Here is a 22,683-nt window from a genome sequence, read left to right on the forward strand (position 1 = left end):
GAGGGCCTGGTTCACGTTCTGCCCGAACCGCTCGCTCGGCCGGTCACTGTCGTCCGCGTACAGGTCCAGGGCCAACCGCACCGGCACCCTGAACTCGTGACTGTCCTGACCGGTGCCGATGTAGAACTGGTCGTGCGAGGTCGCGCCGCCCACGGTGTCGCCGTGGGTGACCTGGTGGCCGTACTGGTAGTCGCCCCCGAACCCGATGGACCCCCAACTCCCCAGCGGCCCGCTGACACTGGCCATCGGCCCGAGCGCGCCGCCGTACGACTCACCGCGCTGCTCGGCGTCGCTGCCGGCCATCTGCGCCAGCCCCATGACCTGGATGCCCGGCAGGACCAGGTGATGGGTGCTGTTCTGCGTGGTGTCACGGTCGGCGGAGAGGAGCAGGCGGACCCGACGGACGCCGGTATCACTGCTGTTGGGCACCTCGAAGTGCAGGGCATGGCCGCCGTCGACCATGGCATCGGTCGCGGCACGCAACCCTGTGCGGGAACGGGCCTCGCGCAGTCGGCGCAGGTTGTTGAGCTGGGCGTGCAACCGGATCTGGTGCTCGGGCTCGTGGTTGCGTACGGCCTGCTTGAGCCGCGCGCCAACTCCGTTGGGGGCCGGGGCCGTTGGGCTGGGCGGCAGGAAACCCTCGCGGCGCAGCCACGTCTCGGCCTCGTCGAACAGACCGTCCGCGCCGGTGACTTCGAGCGGGGCCGCGCTCAGTCCAATGCCGTCCAACCGCTCAAGGGAGTCCGGGAGTTCGCGTGTCTCGGCGGCGGTCGGCGTGTGCCCCGTGGCGTCCGTCTTGCTCAGGAGCCGTAGGTCCATGCCGTGCGTCCGGGTGAGCGCCGGCGCCCGCGTCTCGGTGCCGTCCGGCCGGATCAGGGTGACCCGGTAGGTGACGCCGGAGGGGGTGAGGAGATGGCCGCGGTTGGTGCGGATGGCGTGCATCGTGCCGGCCGAACTGCTCGCGCTGTACGTGTTGGTGACGGTCGCCTGCGTCTGCCCACGCAGGCCGAGACTGCCGCCGATGGTGCTGGATGCGTCCGGGTGACCCTGACTGTGGTCACCGGTAAGAGCGGCAGCGCCACTCCCGCTGACGCCGATACCGCTGGTGTACTTCGAAGAGAGGTCCACCTTCGCAGTGTTGACCAGGTGGCTTTCGAGGTTGATCTGGCCGGGGGTGCTCTGCCGCAGCGGGGTACCGACAGCGGGCGTGGTGACCAGATGCAGCATGCCGACCGCGTTGCCGTCGGCATCGGTGATCACGGGAGAGTAGAGCCCGCCGTCCACCTGCATGGGCAACGTGCCCCGCAGCACCTGCTCCGAGAGGAAGTCCGAGACCTGTCCGGCGGCGGTGTCGTCCAGATCGGCATGGAAGGTCTGGTGGACGTGCTCGTACAGCGCCCGGGGGTCGATCACCGAGTCGACGCCGTAGAGCGGGAGATCGGCCATCGCTGCGGGCGCGGGCAGCGAACCCGGCGCTGGATCGGCGGTGGTGAGGTGCCGGGGGAACCAGATCGTGGTCGGACCGTGGGACTCCGCCGTGCCCCACCCGTCCGGTGCCGGGGTGGTCGTGGTGGTGGTGGTGGGCACGGTGGCGGCGGGCGCGTCGACACGCACGCGCCACCGGGTGCTGAACTCCACAGGATCAGAAGGCTCGTTGGAGCGCTGGGAGGACGTGGTCTGGACGGCCTGGGTGACGGTGGTGGCGTCGCTGGCCTGGTTGTGCGTGATCGCCGCCGTCAGCGATCCGTCTATGGCTCGCACGGCGGTCGGTGCGGTGATCGGCCAGGAACCGGTCCACGGCACCTGGAACGTCCGGTACGTACCCGCCGGCTGACTGGAGAAGTTCTCCCGCGTGCCGAACCCACGCCGCTCGACATGCTTGTCCGGGTCACGCGGATCGAAGCGGCCCTGCCGCAACGAGGCCCGGGCGTCGGAAAGCGTCAACTGGACGTCGACCGTGTGATCACGGCCGCCGACCCGGACGGTGATGCGGAGACCGCCGTTCGAGCGTAGATACGGCAGTTGGAGCGCGAGGTTCTCCCGGCTCAGCTCGCTCCGTACCTGCTCGCGCACCGACTCCGGCGGGTTCTCGGCATCCAGCCGGAGCGCCTCGTAGACCTGCCCGTGCAGCCCCTCGATCACCTCGTCCGAGAACGGCTCCGCGTACACGAGTCCGACCGTGCCGTCCGGAAGCGCGCCGTAGGAGTTCACGTAGGTGGACGGGAGTTGGACCTGCGCGGGTGGCTGTGCGGTCGGGGCGTTGGAGGTGGGCCAGGTGAGGGGGGCGTTCGTGGGGATGGGCGTGGCGTCGGGGTCGCGGACGGGCGTCGTGTCGTTCTGGCCTGTGTGGTCGTGGAGTTGGGGGCCGGCGGCGGTGACGTTCTCGATGGTGCGGAGGTAGCGGTGCGGGATGTGGACGGGGGTTTGGGTGTCGGCCATGAGGCCGGTGGTGTGGACGGTGGTGCTGTTGGGGTGGTTGCGGAGGAGGAAGTCGTTGTCGCGTTGCTCGTCCGGCAGGCCGAGGTAGTGGAGGACCTCGTGGAGGAGGTCCTCGTCGGAGTGGTGGGCGTCCAGGTGGAGTTGGTCGGCGCGGCCCGGGTTCGCGGTGTCGGTGAGGGTGATCGCCTCGGGGTGCGCGGGGTCGGCGATCAGGTTCAGGTTGATGTGAAGCTGGTCGCGTGAACTGGGCAGCGCCAGGCCGGAGTTGAGGTGCGTGTCCAGGAGACGGGTGATGCGGTTCTGGAGCTGGGTGGTGAGGTCCGGGTCGGTCGCGGTGACCGGGAGGTTGAGCGTGTAGTCGCGGACCCACTGGCCGTTGGGGGCTTGGATACGACGGACCTGCGTACGGATGAGAGTCGTCGCACCGCTGAGGGCACCGGGGCGGGGCGAGTTGGACTGATCCGCGTGCGCATCGAACCGCTCCGTGCTGTGAACGGCGGGGCGGGCATGCGGGCGCAGGCCGTGCCAGGTGTCCTTGGGGGCGGGATCAACGACACGGGACGCAGGCAGGTCGTCACCGGCGTGACGGGTCGGCGCGGGACGGTAACGGCCGCCCGGCTGAACGCTGTTGGCGTCCTCGGGACCCCGGGGTGCCTTCGACGTGGTGATGTTCGCCGGGGCGGCATCCGGGTTCGCGTCGCTCGCGCTGTAGTGGTTCAGGCCCGTGTAACGGACCTCCAGCGCTGGGGTGTTGGTGGTCGTCGGGCCGTAGCGCAGCACGATGCCACGGGGGCCGGCGGTTGTGTCGGTCACCGGTTCGAAGACGTGGATCGGGGCTTCGAGGGTGTCGGCGAGCAGCGGCAGGAAGGTGTCGCCGACCGGGTCCGCCCACGAGTCCGACCAGTTGTCCACCGCGCTGTCGAGCAGGCGCGCCTCGCCCTGGGTGAGGGGGACGGTGCTCCGGTGATAGCCGGCGGTGAGCAGCCACCGGCGGCCGGCCGATGTCATGGTGGCGGGCGTCGGCAGCGCGCCCATCGACCGCAGATAGGCGAACATCCGCCGGTTGCTCGGTGGGTTGCCGGTCAGCGGGGGCGGTGCGTTGGGTGCCGTGATGGCCTGTGTGTAGAGGATCTGGAGGTCGACCGGGTCCAGGTCCTCGGTGCGGGTGACGCCCTGGATGCCGTACACGCCCAGTTGGTTGGCGACAGCGGCGTCGGACGCGTCCTCCACCAGGCTCGCGAACTCACCGGCGAGGACGCCCCGGAGCTGGCCGAGCACCTGCGGCGGGAGCGGGCGGCTGCCGTCGCGTGCCCCTGCCAGCCGGGCCCGGACCAGGTTCTGCAACCCCCGCTGCGCGGCCCGCAGATGGCCTGTTCCCCGATTCGTGGTCTGCGACCGCGCCGTGAGTGTCCTCAGGGTGTCCCGTACGTCGTCGGGCCGGGCGAGCCAGGCGGCGGTGGCCGGAGAGAAGGCCGGGTCGGCCTGCCGCAGGCGGGTGCGGACCAGGTCCGGCGCGCTGCCGATGACGGCGTAGAGGAGGCAGTAGCCGTCGCCGGGGGTCGCGACGACGCGGCCGGCGGGGGCCACGTAGGGAGACTGCGCGGCGGCCGGGGTCGTGCCGGGGAGCGGGGGCGACTGGACGAGCGGGGACTTGACCTTGGCCTTGGCCTTGCCCTTGTCGACGGCCGTGCTCTTGCCGGTGGCAGGCTTGTTGTCCTTGTTGTCCTTGCCCTTGTTGTCCTTGGCCTTGTCCGTCTTGGCGTTGCTCGTACCGGACTTGGGCGGCCCGCTCTTCTTGGGCTGCGGCTTCGGCTTCGGCGTGGGTGTCGTGGTCGTCGCGGGGTTCGTCCCCGTGGTCCCGGTCACGGCGTTGGTGGTGCCGGTGACGGCGGCGGGCGGGGTGTGGCTCTGGCCGCCGGCCGGGAGGGGGGCGGCCGGGCCGTCGGGGGTGGGCCAGCGGGGCGAGGTGGTGGCGAAGGTCGTGCGCAGGGACTGTTCGGGGGTCGGGGCGCTGTCCTGGACGTCACCGGCCAGGTCCTCCAGCGCGTCGGTGGCCGCCATCTGGTCGGCGGCGGCCCGCTGTTGCGCGGTGACGGCGGCGGCGATCTCCCCGTCGCGGTCGGCGACTTCGTCCGCGGCCTCGGCCACCTCGCGCCGGGCGTCGGTCTCCTTCTCCGTGGCGACCTGGAGGTTGTCGGCCGCGACGGCCTCGGCCTCCGCGTCCTTCCGCTCCTTCTCCACGGCCTTCTCGTGGTTGTCCTCCTCCTCGCTGACGCGGTCCGGGCCGACCGCGACGATGTGCTCCGCCCTCGCCAGCACGGGCCGGGCTGCGGTGAGCGCGGCCGTGGCCTGCTGGATCGCGTTGTCGGCGGCGGTGATCGCCGGGAGCGCAGCCTGTACGCGAGGGTCGCCGGCGACATCGGGCGCGGGGGTGTGGGAGCGCGGGGCGCCGGATGCGGCAGGGGCCGGGGCGGGAGTGGTGCTCGACTGCCCGTTCGTCGCGGCCTGTTGGGCGGCCCGTGCGGCGTTCTCGGCCCGCGTCAGCGCGGCCAGGGCCGCCTGAAGATCGCGGTGGCCCTTGGTCTCGTCCCGCTCGTGCTGCTTGATGACCGGCGGCAGTGTCGTGGCGGTCCGCCGGGCCTCCGCGAGGTCGCGCTTCAGCCGCTCGACCAGTGCCTCCGCCTGACGCGCGGCCCTGGCGGAGTCGGCGGCCGTCTTCCTCGCCCGGGTATGGACGGTGGTCGCGTCCGTGACCGCGCGCTGCGTCGCCTCGTGGGTTTCCACGGCTTCCGCGTACGCCTGGTTGGCCTCCCGCCGGGCAGCGAAGCGGAGGTTCAGCAGCTGCGGGGTGTCGGCGAGCGTGTCCGTGGCGGTGTACAGGAGTTCGGCCTGGGCGTCGAAGGCGTTCCACGCGGTGCTCAGGTCGGGGTCGGCGGTGACGAGGGCACCGTCGGGGTTGAACTCCCAGCGGCGGATGCCCTGCGGGTCACGGGTCATCAGCTCCAGCGGGCGGTTGCCGAGCACGGCCGCACGCGAGGCCCCGTAGAGCGCCTGGCCGAGCCGGGTGCCCTGCGGGTCGGCGCCGAGGGCCACCCAGAGCTGGACGCCGTGACTGCCCGCGGGGATCGCGGAGTTGAGACGTTCGGGCAGGGTGTGCGGTTCTACGGTGGCCCAGTCGGGGACGAGCGCGGGCAGGTCGTGGAGGTTCGGCGGGGTCTCGGCCGGGGTGAGGAGCCCGTGACCGAGGAGGTCGCGTTCCTCGATGCGGAGAGTGACGGTGCCGGTGACGTGGCGGGTGCCCTGCGGTCCCTCCACGAGCAGATGCGCGTCGACGTCGACGACGTAACTCCGCGTCCCGCGCGCCCCGTTGGCGGGCGCGGCGGTGCTGCCGGACTTCAGCCAGTCACGGCGGCTGCCGGTGGTGGTGCCGCCGAAGGCCGAGGGCTGGGTCTGCCGTTGCGCGAGCGGGACATTGACCCCGCCGAGCTGGCGATTGTTGTCCTCACCGCTCAGGCGGTACGTGAGCGAGGTCGCGAGGGAGTGGTCCGCGCCCGCGGCGGTGCTCACCGTGTCGGTGGTGTTGTGGAGTTGGTCGAGGGTGACGTCGTCGGCGTTGGTGGAGCGGCGCGGGTTGTAGAGCGTCACCGCGATCGACGGGGCCTGGTCGGGTGCCCCTTCGAAGGGTTGCGTGCCGGGCATGGCGCGGGTGAGGTCGGCGACCAGCCGGGGACGGTCGAGGCTGACCCGTCCGGCCTGGATCAACTGGCCGAGCCGGACGGCCTGTCCCTCCACCGACACGGAGGTGATCTGCGCGTGCCAACCTCCCAGGCGGCGCGGCGCGACGTTGTTCAGCGCCGTCTCCAGATGTGCCCAGCCGTCGAAGTGGAACGCCGGGGTCGGGCCCACCGGGTGGAACATCTGCGCGTCGGTGAGATAGGGGCCGGCCGGCCGCACCGAGTTGCGCGGGTCGACGCCGGACTCGGCGGACGCGGCGGTCACCGTGGCCGTCGGTACGGGCACGTTGGTCTCGGTGCCGGTGAACCGCAGCGCCAGCCGGACCGGGACGGTGTCGGTGCGCTCGTTGCCGCCCGCCAGCAGCCGGTCGATCCACTGGCGTACGTCGCCTTCCGCGTCGGCCCAGGCGATGACGCCGTGCTGGATGAGACCGCCAATGACGTTGGGCGGCCAGTCGACGACCAGCGCGGAACGGACCGTCAGCTCGTAGTCGTACTGCAGGTTGTCGAAGTCGGCGCCGTTGTCCGTACGCAGCCAGAAGCGGTTGTCGGCCGTGGTCGCCCGCCGGGCCGAGATGCTGCTGGCCGACTGCGGGGTGAACCCCAGCTCCGCACGGTCCGTCGTCAGGGGATCGGGACCCTGGTCCGGACGGAGGTAGCGGACCGCCGGCGTGACCGGGAGCTGCGCCTGCCCGATCGAGGCGCGGACGGCACTGCGGCCCGCGGCGGTGTGCGACTGCCACTGTTCGAGGCCGGAACCGGGGGTGGAGGTGCCTCGGACACCGGCCAGGTTCTGGGCCGCCCGGGGCCTCGCCCGCAGCATGACCTCGACCAGCCGCTCACCGCCGTAACCGTGGTGACGGAAGTGGAAACGGGTGGTGGCCGGGTGCGGGGTGCCGTCCGGGCCGCGGCCGGGCAGTGAGCGCAGTCCGGCGGTGGAGGTGAGCTGGGCGATCCGGCTGAGCACACCGTGCTGGTGGCCGGCGTGCCCCGGGATGAACACTCCGGGTGCCTCGGTCTCGACCAGGGCCCGCAGCCGGCGCCCGACCTGGCCGCGCCGCTCCACCTCGTTGTTGAGCTGCACCAACGGGATCGGGGCGCCGGGAGCGGGAGCGGCGGGGGCGGGTGCGGTCTCGTACTCGCTGACCGAGAGGACGCCGCCGAGGCCCAGTTGGCGGTTGCGCACGTACGACGCCGGCAGCGGAGCCTGGCCCTGGACGGGCGCCGGGGTGAGACCGGTCACCGAGCCCATCCACCGTGCGTCACGGTCGAGTTGGCCCTGGGTCATGAGGAACTGGAGCCCGTCGGGGACGTCCACCGCGAAGGTGACGGGGTCGATCGTGCCGAGGTCGCCGATCCCGTTGCCCAGTGTGCGGGAGCCGGCCCGGACCGTGACCACATAGGTGACGTCGGCGACCACCCGGTGCAGGTCGCCGCTCTCGGTGGGGGTGCGGTTGACGCCCGTACTGGCGGCGAGCGTGTCGGAAGTGTCGGTGCGGGACACCTTGTTGAGCCGTACCGCCGGGTTGAGCTGGTCCTTGTTCGGCTTGGCGGCGCCCTGCTCCACCGGTGTGGTCGAGTTCTGGGTGGCCGACCCGGTGCCACCGAACTGGTTCGACTTTCCAAGGGACTTGAGCTGCTGGGCACTGTCGGTGGCCGAGACGCCGGTCTCCAGGTACTGCCGGGTCGTGTCCAGCAGGCGGGGCTGGTGCGCGATGGCCTGGATCTCCAGGGAGTACTGCCCGTCGGCGAGGGTTCCCGGCAGGCTCAGACCCTCAACTACGTAAGAATTCTTGAACAGTTCGTGGCCGTGCGCGACGAGACTGCCCGGCGTGATCGCCGCGTGCCGGGTCTCGGCGGCGCGCGTCGTGTTGTCCATCAGCCCGTGCCCGGCGAGCGGGAAGAGGCTCGCCCGCTGCGGCGCGGCGGGCGCGGGTGCCGTGCCGGAGGCGGGGGCGGTGACCGGGAGGATCGGGCCTGTGGCCGGGGTGGGGGGCGTCGCCTGCTGGGCCTGGTGGCGGATCTCCCGGGCGGCCCGCCGGAAGACCGACTCGATGGCCGCGGAGCCGCGCACGGTGTCGATCAGCGCGTCGTCCGGTATCCGCACCAGACCCGGACGCGGGGTGCCGGTGGCGTCGGTCGCGGCGAGACGGTCCGTGTCGGTCGCGTCGACCGGACGCGGCGCCCCGTCGGCACGTACGGGCGGCGCGGGGGTCGTCGCGGGTGCGTGGGTACGGCCGTGCGGCACCGCCAGCCGCAGCGTGCCGGTGACCGTCGGCGGGGCGGGCGGCACGGGGGCAACGGGCGGTGCGCCGGCAGCAGTTGGGTCCGGGGCAGCGGTCGGTGCCGGAGCGGCGGCCTGGTTCAGGTTCCGCCCGAACCGCTCGCTCGGCCGGTCACTGTCGTCCGCGTACAGGTCCAGGGCCAGTTGCACCGGCACGTCGAACGCGTGGCTGTCCTGGTTGGTGGCGATGAAGAACTGGTCGTGGCCGGTGGCGCCGCCCACGGTGTCGCCGTGCGTGATCTGCCGGCCGTGCTGGTAGTCGCCCCCGAACGCGATGGACCCCCAGCTGCGCAACGGCCCGCCGACACTGCCCAACGCTCCGAAGGCACCGCTGTACGACTCCCCGCGCTGCTCGGCGTCGCTGCCCGCCATCTGCGCCAGACCCATGACCTGGATACCCGGCAGAACGAGGTCATGAGTGCTGGCCTGCCCGGTGTCCCGTTCGGCGGTGAGCAGCAGGCGGACCCGACGGACGCCCGTGTCGGTGCTGTTGGGCACCTCGAAGTGCAGGGCATGGCCGCCGTCGACCATGGCGTCGGTCGCGGCGCGCAGCCCGGTTCGGGAACGGGCCTCCTGCAGCCGGCGCAGGTTGTTGAGCTGGGCGTGCAGCCGGACCTGGTGCTCGGGCTCGTGGCTGCGCACCACGCCGTGAGCGGACGGCAGGAAGCCCTCACGGCGCAGCCACGTCTCGGCCTCGTCGAACAGAGGATCCGTGCCGGTGACGTCGAGCGGCGCCGCGCTCAGCCCGATACCGTCCAACCGCTCCAGGGAGTCCGGGAGTTCACGCGTCTCGGCGGCCGTCGGCGGGTGCCCGGCGGCGGTCGTCCCGCTCAGGAGCCGTAGATCCATGCCGTGCGGCTTGCGAAGCGCGGGCGCCTGCAGCCGGTTGCCGTCCGGCTGGATCAGGGTGACCCGGTAGGTGACTGCGGTGGGGGCGAGCAGATGGCTCTGGTTGGTGCGGATGGCGTGCATCGTGCCGGCGGAACTGCTCGCGCTGTACGTGTTGGTGACGGTCGCCTGCCCCTGGACGCGCAGACCGAGGCTGCCGCTGATCATGCTCGACGCGTCCGGGTGACCCTGACTGTGGTCGCCGGTGAGGGCGACGGCGGCGGTGCCACTGACGCCGATCCCGCTGGTGTACTTCGAGGAGAGGTCCACCTTCGCGGTGTTGACCAGGTGGCTCTCAAGGTTGATCTGGCCCGCGGTGCTCTGCCGCTGCGGGGTGCTGGTCCCGGGCTCGGTGACCAGGTGCAGCATGCCGACCGCGTTGCCGTCGGCATCGGTGATCACGGGCGAGTAGAGCCCGCCGTGGATCTGCATGGGCAGCGTGCCCCGCAGCACCTGCTCGGAGAGGAAGTCCGCGACCTGTCCGGCGGCGGTGTCGTCCAGGTGGGTGTGGAACGCCTGGTGGACGTGCTCGTACAGCGCCCGGGGGTCGATCACGGAGTCGACGCCGTAGAGCGGGAGATCGGTCGGCGCGGCGGGGGCGGGCAGCGAACCCGGCGCCGGATCGGCGGTGGTGAGGTGCCGGGGGAACCAGATCGTGGTGGAACCGTGCGACACCGGTCCACGCCACCCGTCCGTCGCCGGGGCGGTGGTCGGCGCGGTGGGCCCAGTGGGCGCCGCGGTGACCGCGGGGCCGTCGACGCGCACGCGCCAGTGGGTGGTGAACTCCACCGGATCCGAAGGCTCGTTGGAGCGCTGGGCGGACGTGGTCTGGACGGCCTGGGTGACGGTCGTCGCGTCACTGGCCTGGTTGTGCGTGATGGACAGCGTCACCGACCCGTCCACCGCCCGCACCGGCGTCGGCGCGGTGATCGGGAACGTACCGGTCCACGGCGCCTGGATCGTGCGATACGTCCCCGACGGCTGGCTGGAGAAGTTCTCCCGCGTGCCGAACCCGCGCCGCTCGACATGCTTGTCCGGGTCACGCGGGTCGAAGCGCCCTTGCCGCAACGAGGCCCGCGCGTCGGAAAGCGTCAGCTGTACGTCGACGGTGCGATCGCGTCCGCCGACCTGGACGGTGATGCGGTGACCGCCGTTCGAGCGCAGGTACGGGAGTTGGAGCGCGAGGTTCTCCCGGCTCAGCGCATCCCGCACCTGCTCGCGCACCGGCTCGGGCGGGTTGTCGGCATCCAGCCCGAGCGCCTCGTAGACCTGCCCGTGCAGCCCCTGCATCACCTCGTCGGAGAACGGCTCCACGTACACCAGCCCGACCGTCCCGTCCGGCAGCGCGCCGTAGGAGTTCACGTAGCTCGACGGGAGTTGGCCGGGTACGGGCGGCTGTGCGGTCGGGGCCTGGGAGGTGGGCCAGGTGAGCGAGGCCTCGGTGGGGATGGGGGTCGTGTCGGGGTCCAGCGCGGGGGTGGTGGTGTTCTGGCCTGCGTGGTCGTGGAGTTGGGGGCCGGCGGAGGTGACGTTCTCGATCGTGCGGAGGTAGCGGCGGGGAATGTGGACGGACGTCTGGGTGGTGGCCATGAGGCCGGTGGTGTGGACGGTGGTGCTGTTGGGGTGGCTGCGGAGGAGGAAGTCGTTGTCGCGTTGCTCGTCCGGCAGGCCGAGGTAGTGCAGGACCTCGTGGAGGAGGTCCTCGTCGGAGTGGTGGGCGTCGAGGTGGAGTTGGTCGGCGCGGGCCGGGTTCGGAGTGTTGGTGAGGGTGATCGCCTCGGGGTGGGACGGGTCGGCGATCAGGTTGAGGTTGATGTGGAGTTGGTCGCGTGAACTGGGCAGCGCCAGGCCGGAGTTGAGGTGCGTGTCCAGGAGACCGCTGATGCGCTCATTGAGCTGCTGGGCAAGGTCCGGGTCCGTGGTTGTGACCGGGAGGTTGAGCGTGTAGTCCCGAATCCACTGGCCGTTGGGCGCCTGGATACGACGGACGGTGGCACGGACGAGGGTCGTCGCACCGCTGAGCGCCCCGGGCCGGGGCGAGTTGGACTGGTCCGCATGCGGATCGAACCGCTCCGTGGAGTGCACGGCGGGACGGGCATGCGGGCGCAGGCCGTGCCAGGTGTCCTTGGGGGCGGGATCGACGACACGGGACGCGGGCCGGTCGTCGTCGGCGTCACGGGTCGGCGCGGGACGGTAACGGCCGTTCGGCTGAACGCTGTTGGCGTCCCCGGGGCCCCTGGGTGCGGGCGCCGGGGTGATCGTGCTCGGGTCGACGGTGAGGGGTCCGGCGTCGGTGGCGTTGTAGTGGTTCAGGCCCGTGTAGTGGACCTCCAGGACCCGGGTGGCCGTGGGTGAGCCGACGCGGGTGACGGTGCCGAGGCCGGTCGACCGGTCCGGCCGCAGTACCTCGACGGCCACGTCCAGGGTGTCCGCCAGCAGCGGGAGGAACAACTCGCCCTGGTTGCTCTCGTACGCCTTGGACCAGTTCTGGACGGCGTCGAGCGCGTGGGCCAGTTCGGCGTCGGTGAACTGTGCGTCGCTGACGGTATAGCCGTGCCCGAGCAGCCTGCGGAGCTGGTCGTCGGAGAGGCGGTCCGGCGTGGGCAGTCGGCCGGTGTCGCGCAGGTACGCGAACATGTCCCGGACACTGGGATCCGCCGGGCCGATCGCGTTGTCGCCGGTCAGCGCCTCGATGTAGAGCGTGTCGAGATCGTCCCGCTCCAACTGGTCCGGCTCCGTGACCCCTGTGATGCCGTACTCGTCGAGGGTCGCCAGGAGTTCGGGCCGGTTCATGGTCGCCGTGCGCCCGTCGAACCACCCCGCGAGCGTCTGCCGTACCTGGCCCACCACCTCGTGCGGCAGCGGGCGTTCGCTGCGCGCGGTGAGCAGTCGGTCCTCGGCGAGGATGCGCAGGTGGTCGGCCGCGAGCATCAGGTGCCGGCCGGCCCTGGGCATCTGGGTGCCCGGCCGCCAGCGGGTGAACTGGGCCAGCCCGGCCCGGACTTGATTCGGGTCGCCCAGCCAGGCGTAGGTCTCCGGAGCCCGGGTCCGCAGTTCGGGCAACCGGTCGCGGACCCGCGCCGGGTCGGTGCCGATGAACGTGTAGAGAATGCATCGGCCGTCACCGCGGGTCGGCACCAAGTTGCCTCGCGGCGCCCGTACTTGGAAGGCGGCGGGCTGGGGCGCGGTGGGGATGGGGGTGGACGACGTGCCATTGGTGTCGTCCTGGGCAGGCGCCTTGCCCTTGCCCTTGCCCTTGCCCTCGATCTTGGGTGCGTCGGTGTCCGTGTCCGCCGTGTCTGCCATGTCCGTCGGCGCACTGTGCAAGTCGGCGGACGTGGCGGTGGTGTTGGTGTTGCCGACCAGGGCGTCGAACGCGCTGTCCTGGGCGGAGGTCGTGCCGGGGTCGCCGGACGTGCTGCCTTGGCCCCCGCCGGTGGTGTCGTTGTCGCCGGTCGCCGGGGGGTCCTTCGGCGGGACGAGGGACGTCGGGTCGGGAGTGGTCAGTTCGGTGTCCGCGTCCGAACTGTCGTCGCCCCCTGGGTCCTCGTCCCCCGAATCCTCGTCCCCGGTGGTCGAGTTGTCGCTCTCGGAGATGTTGTCTTCGCCGGGGAGCGGGGTGTTGTCGGTGGAGGGACCCGCCGTGCGGGGGCGGCCCGAGCCAGGCCAGCGCGGGCTGACCGAGGCCAGGGTCGTGTGTGAGGTGGGCAGCGCCGAGGGGCCGGAGGCCAGCACCGGGCCGGCCTCGCCGGGCAGCGCGGTCTCCGCCGCCGCCCGGCGGGCCGCGGCGTCGTCGCGCCTGCCGAGGGCGTTGCCGATCCGGGTGTCGATCTCGCCGAGCGTCCGCGCCGCCCTCTCATGGTTCTCGCGTGCGTCCTCGTGGACCAGGGCCGCGTCCGCCGCAAGCCCCCGAGCCGTGCCCGCGTCCGCACGCCGGGTCCCGGCCGTGGCCCGCACGCCGGGGAGCTGCGCCCGCGCCTCGTTGAGAGCCGCCACATCGCGGTCCAGGCCGGCCTGGGTGTCCCGGAGCGCGGCACGGTCCTGCTCAAGACCGGCCCGCACCTCGGTGAGATCGGCTTCCAACTTGCCGACTTGGGCGGTGACTTCGTCGATCTGCTGCGTGAGACGGGGGTCTACGGCGGGGGCGGGGGCGGGACCGGTGACGTCGTCCCCAACCGGCGGTCCTACGACCGTGCCCGGGGTGTCCGAGCCCTGCGTGACCGTGCCCGGCGCCGCGCTCTCGACCGTCGTAGCACCGTCCGTGTCAACGGAACCGGGGTCGGAGTCGGGGTCGGAGGCCCTCGTCGTCGCGGCCGCTTCGGCGCGGGCCGTGAGGTCGGCCAGTTGGCGTCGGGTGGTCTTGATCTGGGCGCTGAGACTCAGCTCCTGGCGCTCGCCCTCCGAGACCGTGTCGGTGAGCGGGCCGATCGTGCGGCGGGCCGCGGAGATCCCGCCGGTCAGGGTCTTCTCGCGGTCGATGAGGTTCCGGAGGTCCTGTTCGGCCTGGTCCGCGTCCTGCTCGGCGGTGGTCGCGGCCGTGTCGGTGCGGTGCGCCTCGTTCGCCGCGTTCGTGAGCGCGGTGACCGCGTCGTTCAGGGTGTTCTGCGCGTCGGGCCGCAGCCCCCGTTGCTCGTATTCGTCGTTGAGCGCCGCGGTGTGGTCGTCCTCGGCCTGGTCGAACGCGGCGGCCTCGCGCTCGAAGTCCGCCCATGCCTGGTCCAGGGACACGACACCGGTGGTGGAACCCGGCGCCATGCCGTCGGTCTCCGGCGCCCCCGAGTCCGTACCCGGCGGAGCCGTGAGCGTGCCGTCCGGGTCGAAGGTCCAGATGCGCAGGCCCTCCGGGCCCCGGGTGACGAGTTCGACCGGGCGCCCGTTGTCCCGGGCCGCCCGCGATGCGGCGTAGAGGGCCAGGGTCAGGCGGGAGCCGTCCGGGTCGGGGCCGGTGGCCACCCAGAACTGGAAGCCGTCGTCCGTGAGGTCGACGCCCGCGTTCAGGTTGTTCCGTACGTCCCGCAACCGGGTCGTCGCCCAGTCGTGCGGCGCGGTGTTGGTGCCCTCGGTGAGCAGGGCCGGGAGGTCGTAGACCTGGGGTACCGGATTGGGGTCGGTGATGCCGTGGCCGAGTGCGTCGCGCTCCTCGATGCGGATCGAGGCCGTACCGGTGACATGGCGTACGCCCTCGGGACCGGAGACCTCGATGTGGACGTCGGCCTGCACCTCGTAGCTCCGGGTGCCGCGGCCCTCGGCGGGCAGGCTGGTGCTGCCGGTCTTGAGCCAGTCGCGGCGCCCGCCGGAGACTCCGCTGCCGAAGTTGCTCGCGTCCACGGGCCGTTGGAGCACCGGCGGAGTCACGCCGAGGAGGTTGCGGTCGGGGTCGTCGGCGCTCATGACGAACGGCAGCGACAGACCGGTGGTGGTGTCGGCGCCGGAGACCGTGCTGCTGCTCTGCGTGTTGATCCGCAGCCGGTCGAGGGTCACGTCGCCGCCGTCGGTGACCACCCTCGGCCGGTACAACGAGACGGTGAGGGTGGGCCGTTGGTCCGGGGCGTTCTGCAACGGGAACGCGCCCGGCATCGACGGCAGCATCCCGCCGACCTGACGGGGTGTGTCCAGCGAGATCGTGCCGGCCTGGATGAGTTCGCCGAGCCGTACCGACGCGTTCTCGTCGGAGGTCGAGGCCGGCACGGAACGCCAACTGCTCCCCGTGTCCGGGGCCACCTGGTCGAGAGCGGTGTACAGCTCGCTCCACGCGTCGAAGCCGTAGACCGGGACGGAGCCGGTCGGGTGGAACAGGTCCGCGTCCTGCAACGCGGGCTGTGCGGCGGGCAGTTGGCGGGGGTCGACCCGGGACACCGCGGGCGGCGCGGGTGCGGGCAGCGGGGGTCGGGTGCTGTCGGTCTCGCTGCCGGTGAAGCGCAGGCTCACCTGGGCCGGTACCCGGACCTGGCCGCCGAGTTCGCCGGAGAGGGTGCGGCTGAGCCAGGAGAGGGTCGGCGCGTCGGCGTCGTCCCAGGCGATGACCCCGCGCTGCACGAGTGCGCCCAGCACGTTGGGGGGCCAGTCGGTGACCAGGGTGGAGCGGACGGTGGCGACCAACTCGTAGTCCAGGCCGTCGAAGTCGGCGGCGCTGTCGGTGCGCAGCCAGTACCGGTCCTCGGCGGTGCGTCCGCTCTTGTCGACCTTGCTGGACGAGGAGACCACAGTGGCGGAGGGGCCGAGCCGGTCCGTACGGTCGTCGGTGTCGGGGCGGCTGAACCGGGCCGTCGGGTTGCCGGTGAGACGGTGTGTCCGGCCCACCGAGGAGGAGAGCGAACGGCCCTCCGCCGTGTGTGAACCCCACTGCTCTATACCGGACTTGTCGCCCGGCACGGCGGTGCCCCGCACGGCGCCCCGGTCCGCGGCGGTGCTCGTGGGGCGGGCCGAGAACGTCACCTCGACCAGGGCCGCCCCGCCGAACCGGTGGTGCCGGAAGCTGAACCGGGCCTGTCCGCCGCCGCGCCCGATCAGCGCCCGCTTCCCGGCGACACCGGTGTTGTCGGCGATCAGCGCGGCGACACCGGGCAGGTAGGAGGCGTGGCCGGGGGTGGTCACTCCGGGGGCATACCGCTCCACCAACTGCCGCGTCTCGCTGTGGAGTCGGGCGCGCTGCTCGCTCTGCGGGGTCGGCGTCGGGCCCGTTCCCTGGTCGGAGAATTCGGTGACCGAGTTGACCGCGGCGAGGCCGAGGGTGCCGTCGTGGACGTACCGGTCGGGCAGTGACGGGCTCGTCAGATCGGTCGTCGACGGGTCGGCCGGGCGGTCGGGCAGAGCGCCCATCCACCGCCCGTCGCGCCGCAGTTGGCTCTCCGTCATCAGGAACTGGAGCCCGCGCGGCACGTCCACGGCGAGCGTGACGGTCTCCCCGGGACCGAAACCGAGGGAGTTGGCGACCACGTTGCGGTGCCCGGACCGTACGGTGATCAGGTAGGTGACGTCGGCCGTGATCCGGTGCTGGAGGCCCGACTGGGTGGGCGTCCGGTTGGTGCCGGTGCCGCTGGTGAGGGTGTCGGACTTGTCGCTCTTGCGGTCGTACTGGTAGCGCCCGGACGGGTTGAACCGGGACGGTGTGGACGGCGTGGGTGCCGGGGACCCGGCGGGCTGCGAACTAGCGGGAGGACTCGGCGGGTTGTTCTGGGTCGCCGAGCCGCCCACCCCGAACTGGTGTGTTTTTCCCAGGCCCTTGAGCTGCTGCGCCGAGTCGGCGGCGGAGATGCCGGTCTCCAGGTACTGGTTCACGCTCTGCGTCAGGTGGGGCGTGTGGGCGACGGCCTCGATCTCGATCGCGAGCTGCCCGTCGGCACCGAGCCCGGGCAGCGTCAGCCCCTCCACCACGTAGGTGCCGCTGAAGATCTGATGTCCCCGGCCGACCAGCGAGCCGGGCGAGAGCGCGGTGATACGGGACTCGGCGCTCACCGTGGTGGTGTCGCCGAACGGACTCCCGACCAGCGAACTGCTCAGGAATCCGGTGAAGTTGTCCACCAGCCGGGAGACGCGCCCGGGAGGGGCGGCCGGATCGGCACCGGCGTTGGTGTCGGTACTGGCGTCGGTGTCGGCATCAGTGCCGGCGTCGACACCGGCGCCCGTGACGATCCGCCGGAAGGCGTCCTGGAGCGCCCCCGAACCCCGCACCACGTCGATCAGCGCGTCGTCCGGGACGCGGACCACGTCCGGGTGCGGCGCGCCGGTGACCGGGTCCGTCATGGCCAGGCGGTCCCGGTCCTCCTGCGTGACCTGCCGTACGGTGAACGGCTCACCGACCGGCGCGGGCTCCGCGTCGGCCAGCGTGCGCTCGTGCGGTACGGCCAGCCGGATCGTGCCCGCGACACCCCTCTCCTGCGGGGCAGCCAGGCCCAACTCCGGGTCGGGCTCGCCTTGTTGGGCAGGCGGGGCCACCTCGCCGAACCGGGCCACCGGTTCCTGGCCCGAGCCCTCGTACAGGTCGAGCGTGAGGCGGGCCGGTACCCCGAACTCGTGGGTGTCCTGCCCGGTGCCGATGAAGAACTGGTCGTGGCCGAGCGTCGTGCCGGTGGTGTTGCCGAGCGTGGCCTGGCCGACGTACTGGTAGTCGCCGGTGGCGCTCAGGGTCCACGCGCCGCCGTGCGGTGTGGGCACGGTGAGGCCGCCGCCGAACCCGGCGCCCAGGCCGTAGGTGTTGCCGAGCCGGGCGGTGCCGCCGCCCGCCGCCTGCGCCAGGCCCATGACCTGGATGTTGGGCAGCACCGTGCGGTGCTCCACCGGCCGGTCGGGGTCGCGCTGCGCGCCCAGCTCCAGCCGTACCCGGCGCCGTCCCGTCACCGAGGGGATCTCCAGGAACAGCGAGTGGCCGCCGTCCACCATGGAGTCCGTCGCGGCGCGCAGCCCGAGCGGGGAGCGCAGCTCCTGCAGCCGCCGCAGATTGTTCAACTGGGCCTGCACCAGCGTCTCGTCGGGCAGTCGGCCGCGGTGCGGGGTGTCCGACGGCGGCGGCAGGAAGCCGTGGCCCCGCAGCCAGGTCTCCGCGTCCTCGAACAGCGGCTCCGCGTCGTTCTCGTCCACCCCGAGCGGCGCGATGGACTGGCCGATCGACTCCAGGTTGTCCAACTCGGGCGGCAGCACGCGCAGTTCGTCCGGACTCGGTTCGTGCCCCGCCGCGTCCTCGGCGCTGAGCACCCGCAGATCGAGAGCGTGGGTCCAAGTCCCGGGCGAATACGTGGAGATGGAGCCGTCGGGCCGGATCAGGGTGAGGGTGTACTCGACGTCCGCCTCGGTCAGCAGATGGCTGCGGTTGGTGCGCACCGCGTGCATGGTGCCCGCGAGGTTGCTGGTGCCGAACACGTTCTGCGCCGCGAGACTGGCGGTGCCCTTGCCGTTGACGGTGCCGCCGATGCCGTGGGAGGCGTTCGGGTGTCCCGCGCTGTGGTCGTTCGTGAAGGTCGGACCGACGCTGCCGCTGAAGGCCACCCCGCTGTTGAACGACGTGTTCTGGTCGTTCTTCACCGAGTTGACGACATGGCTTTCCAGGTTGATCTTCTTGTCGAGGCTCTTGGCCACCGGGGTGGTCCCCCGGACCGTCGCGTCCAGCCGCATCATCCCGACCGCACGTCCGCGCGCGTCGGTGAGCACCGGCGAGTACAGCCCGCCCTCGACCTGCATCGGCAAGGTGCCCCGCAGTATCGGTTCAGCAAGGAAGTCCGCGAGCTGGGCCGACGACGTGGCGTCCAGGTCGTCGCTGAAGTTCTCCGCGGCACCCTCGTACAGCCGCCGCGGGTTAAGCACCGAGTCCACGCCGTAGATCGGCAGTGTCCTGATGTCGGCGGGTTCGGGCAGCTCCTGACCGGGATCGCTGTCGGCGTCCACGAGGTGCTGCGGGAACCAGATGGTGACCGACCCGTGCTGCTCGGCCGGACTCCAGTCGGGCGCGGGATCGGGTGTCGCGACGTCTGTACTGCCTACGTCCGTGATCGCGGCCGGCGCGTCCTCCTGGACCGTGTCCGTGGCCGGCGCGTCCACGCGGACCTGCCAGTTGTCGGTGAAGTCGTAGGCGCGGGACGGCTCGTTGCTGCGCTGGGCGCTGGTGGTCTGCACGACCTGGGTGACGGTGGTCGAACCGTCCGCCTGGTTGTGGGTGATGGTCGCGCCCAGCGCGATGTCCACCCCGCGGACCGGGCCCGCCGCGGCGATCGGTATCGAACCGGTCCACGGCACCGGGATCGTCGAGAACGTGCCGGACGGCTGCGCCGAGACGATCTCCCGGGTGCCCTGCCCGCGCCGCTCCACATGCTTGTCGGGATCACTCGGGTCGAGCGCGCCCTGCCGTACGGACGGCCGCCTGTCGTCGAGCGTCAGCCGTACGTCCACCTCGCGGCCGACGCCGCCGACGTCCAGGACGATCCGGTGACCGCCGAGGCTGCGCAGATACGGCATGTTCAGCGCCATCTGCTCCGCCGACAGCACGTCCCGGAGCTGCGCGAGCACGGGGTCGTTCGGTTCCGGAGCGGGCCGGCCGAGCGCCGTGAGCACCTGGCGGTGCAGCCCGTCGACCATGTCCGGCGCGAACGGCTCCACGTGCACGAGCCCCAACTGGCCGTCGTGCCGCCGCCCGTAGCCACCGAGGTAGGAGGTATGAGGACGTCCACCGCCGACCACCGACTCGGTCGGCGAGGTGGTGTCGCCGTCCGGGGAGGTCAGGGTGATGTCAGGGACCGGCACGACCGCGGGGACGGTCTCGGTCCGGGTCTCCGTCTCCGTGTGCGGGTCCGCCGGATCGATGTCCGGCGAGTCCGTGTCGTGGAGCCCTGTCACGGGCGTGGACGTGGTGGCCACCGGCGTCGGTGTGGTGTCGCCCTGGTCGACGGTGGGGGTGAGCGGGGCGGGCGGGTCCGCGCCGGGGGCGCCCTTGACCGGTCCCCGACGTCCGGCACCCCGGTGGTCGTCCGCGGGATCGCCGACCAGGGTGCCGATCAGTGCGAGGTGACGGGGCCTCAGCCCACCCGGCTCGTACGCCGGGTCCGACGCGGGCGTGAACCGCGTGGGGTCGCCCATCAGGCTGGCCGTACCGCCGCGTTGCGGGGCGGCCGAGTCGAAGCCGCTCTCGTCGCGCAGCCCGAGCTGATGGCCGACCTCGTGGGCCAGGTCCGAGTCGGAGATGTCGGCCGGCCACGAGTGATGAGTCGCCGGATTCCCGTCCGTCGGGTCGGTGAGAGTGACATCGAGGTGCGCCGTCTCGCCGGGAGCGGCCGGCACGACGGTGACGTGCAACAGGCTCCCGTCCCCCAGCCGGTGGCCCGGGGTGTTGAACACCCGCTGCACACCGTCCGTCAGCCGCTGCTGGACGCCGCCGACCTGTGGCCCCAGGCCCGGGCTGCCGGTGAGCCGGTAGGTCACGGTGAGATCGGTGACCGGCACACCGTCGTGGGTGAAACGCCGTACGTCGAAACCGGCCCGCACGACGTACTGGGTGCGCGTGCCGTCCGCCCCGAGGGGCCGGGAGACCGGATCGACCCAGGTGTGACTGCGCTCCGAGGGCGTCACTCCGGCGCGCGCGTCCTCGAAACTGCCGGGTTCCGGCGCGGAGTTGGGGGTCACGGAGGGAGTCAGATCCACGGGCGGCACGGGGGCGGGCGTGCTGTTCGGCTCCGGTACGGCGGTGACATCGGAGGAGGTGGTGGTGGTCGTCTCGGTACTTGGCTCCCGGGTGGCAGTACCGGAGTGCGACGGCTGGGTCGCCTCCGGCGCGGAAGTCGTGTCCGGGGCCGAACTGGTCGTAGGGGGTGGGGTGTTGCTGGTGGTGGTGACGGGGGTGGGGAGGTCGGTGCCGGTGTGCGTGTCGGTGTTGTTGTCGGTCCCGGTGTTGGTGTTGGTACTGGTGCTGGATTCGGGCTGGGAGGTGCTGTTGCTCTCCGTACCCGAGGTGTCCGTGCTGTCGGTACCGGTGCCGTTCGTGGTGTCCGTGTGATCGGTGCCCGTGCCGTTGCCGTTGGACGTCGTGCTCTCCGGGCGCCCCGTTGTCGTGGCGCGCGGGTTGCCACCGCTGTGCGAGGGCGTACCGGAACCGGAACCGGAACCGGACGTCGGGCTGCCCGTGTTCGTCCCGCTCGACGTGGGGACCCCGGATCCGGTCGTACCTGTACCTGTACCTGTACCTGTACCCGTGCCCGTGCCCGTGCTCGCGACCGGAACGTCCGGTGAGGACACCGGAGTTGAGGTATCCGAGGTGTTCGGGGTGTCGTTCTGCTGACCAGCCCCCTGCACCTCGTCAGTCCCGCCCGCGTCGACCTGTTCCGGCGACCTCGTGGACGTACTGCTCGTGGACGTATTACTCGTCGGCGTACTGCTCGTCGGCGTATGGCTCGTAGGCGTGCTCGACGACGAGTTGCCCACGCCGGGCATGCTCGTCGTGCCGTGCGGGACGTTGTTCTGGAGGTCTCCCCCGTCGACCTTGACGTCGTCCAGGTCGGTGGACTGGATCGGCGTGGTGTTCGTGGACGTGCGTTGGGGGTTGCCGCTCGTCGACGAACTGCCGTTGCTCGACGATGTGTTGATGGGTCCCGGGCCCGACGTGGTCGTCGAGGTGTCGTCGGTCACGGACGAGTTGGACGACGGGCCGTTCGTCGAAGAGTCGTTGTGGGGGCCGGAGTTGGTGGTGGAGGTGGTGTCGTCCGGGATGTCCGCCATGCCCAGGGTGTTCACCTGCGGCGGGGTGGTGAAGTTGAACTTGTTGCCGATCGCGCCCGCGCCCTGGCCCAGGTGGCGTTCGCTCATCGAGCTGAGGCCGGCGCCCAGGAAGGTGTTCAGGGGGTCGATGGGGAAGCCGTAGATGGACGCCGTGGCGATCTCGCCGAGCGTCTCCGCGCCGCCCTCGGTGAGGAAGTGCTCGGCGTCCTCGCCGAGTTCGTGCTTCAGCTTGTCGCCGAAGGTCTTCGGCTTCGGCGTGGGCGTCGGAGTCGGCGTGAGGTGCGGGGTCGGGGTGGGCGTGGTCTTCGGGTTGGGGGTCGGCGTCGGCTTCGGGTTCGGCTTGGTGTTGAGGTCCGGGTTGTCGAACTTGTGGTTGTTGAACTTCTTCCCGTTGCCGCTGATGTCCTTGAACGGGTTGTGGGTGTTGAAGACGTTCTTGAAGTTGTTCTTCAGGCCCTTGCCGAGGTCGTGCAGCAGGCCGTGGAACAGGCCGGTGAACGCGCCGAAGACACCGTCCTGGATGATCTGCGACCAGTCGAAGCTGTGGGGCCGGCGCCCCTTGGGCGCGCCGAGCATCATGGCCAGCCGTACCGCGAAGGTCGTGAACGCCTCTTCGATCGCCTCGGTGATGCTGGGCATCAGATGCGTCTTCTTCATCAGCCATTCCAGCAGCGTGAGAATGGCGACCCGGCTGCGGGCCTTCGCCACCGCGGCCTGGCTGGAGGCGGAACCGCCGGTGAAGGCGGACAGCACCGCGATGACCAGCAACTCGATGAGCAGGCGGACCAGTTCGGCGATGATCTGCCACTTCGACTCCATGATGTCCATGGAGGACTTGGTGCGGGACTGTCCGATGCCGTCGAGCTGGTCGGCGAAATCTTTCAGGTAGTTGACGCCACCGCTGTCGAGGAACATGTGCATCGCCCGCACATAGTTGTTCCCGACCTGCGGCGGCAGCGCGCGCCCGACCCCACCGGCAGTCTGCTCGATCAGGTCCGAGAGGTCACGCATACGCCGGCCCAGCCGCTCGTACGGCTTGCCGTTGGCGAATGCCATGTCCTCGTCGGCCTGGAGGAACTTCTCGCCGATGAGCACGAACATGAGGTTGTTCAGCTGGGGCGACGCGTGGATGGTCATCAGGGG

1 protein-coding gene (cut by a window edge) is annotated in these 22,683 nt (G+C 71.6%); it reads right to left on the reverse strand.

Annotation, left to right across the window (positions count from 1 at the left end; all coding sequences use genetic code 11):
• A protein-coding gene (locus AB0I69_RS11970; RefSeq protein WP_363095468.1) for a hypothetical protein crosses the window boundary here: on the reverse strand, window positions 1-22,677 show its 5' portion. 13,563 nt of this gene lie to the left of the window's left edge; 22,677 of the gene's 36,240 nt are visible here — the first part of the coding sequence; the start codon lies at window positions 22,675-22,677; its stop codon lies off the left edge, out of view.
• Window positions 22,678-22,683: the final 6 nt, after the last annotated feature.

Source organism: Streptomyces sp. NPDC050508 (assembly GCF_040655155.1).
In the GTDB taxonomy this organism is placed as follows: Bacteria; Actinomycetota; Actinomycetes; order Streptomycetales; family Streptomycetaceae; genus Streptomyces.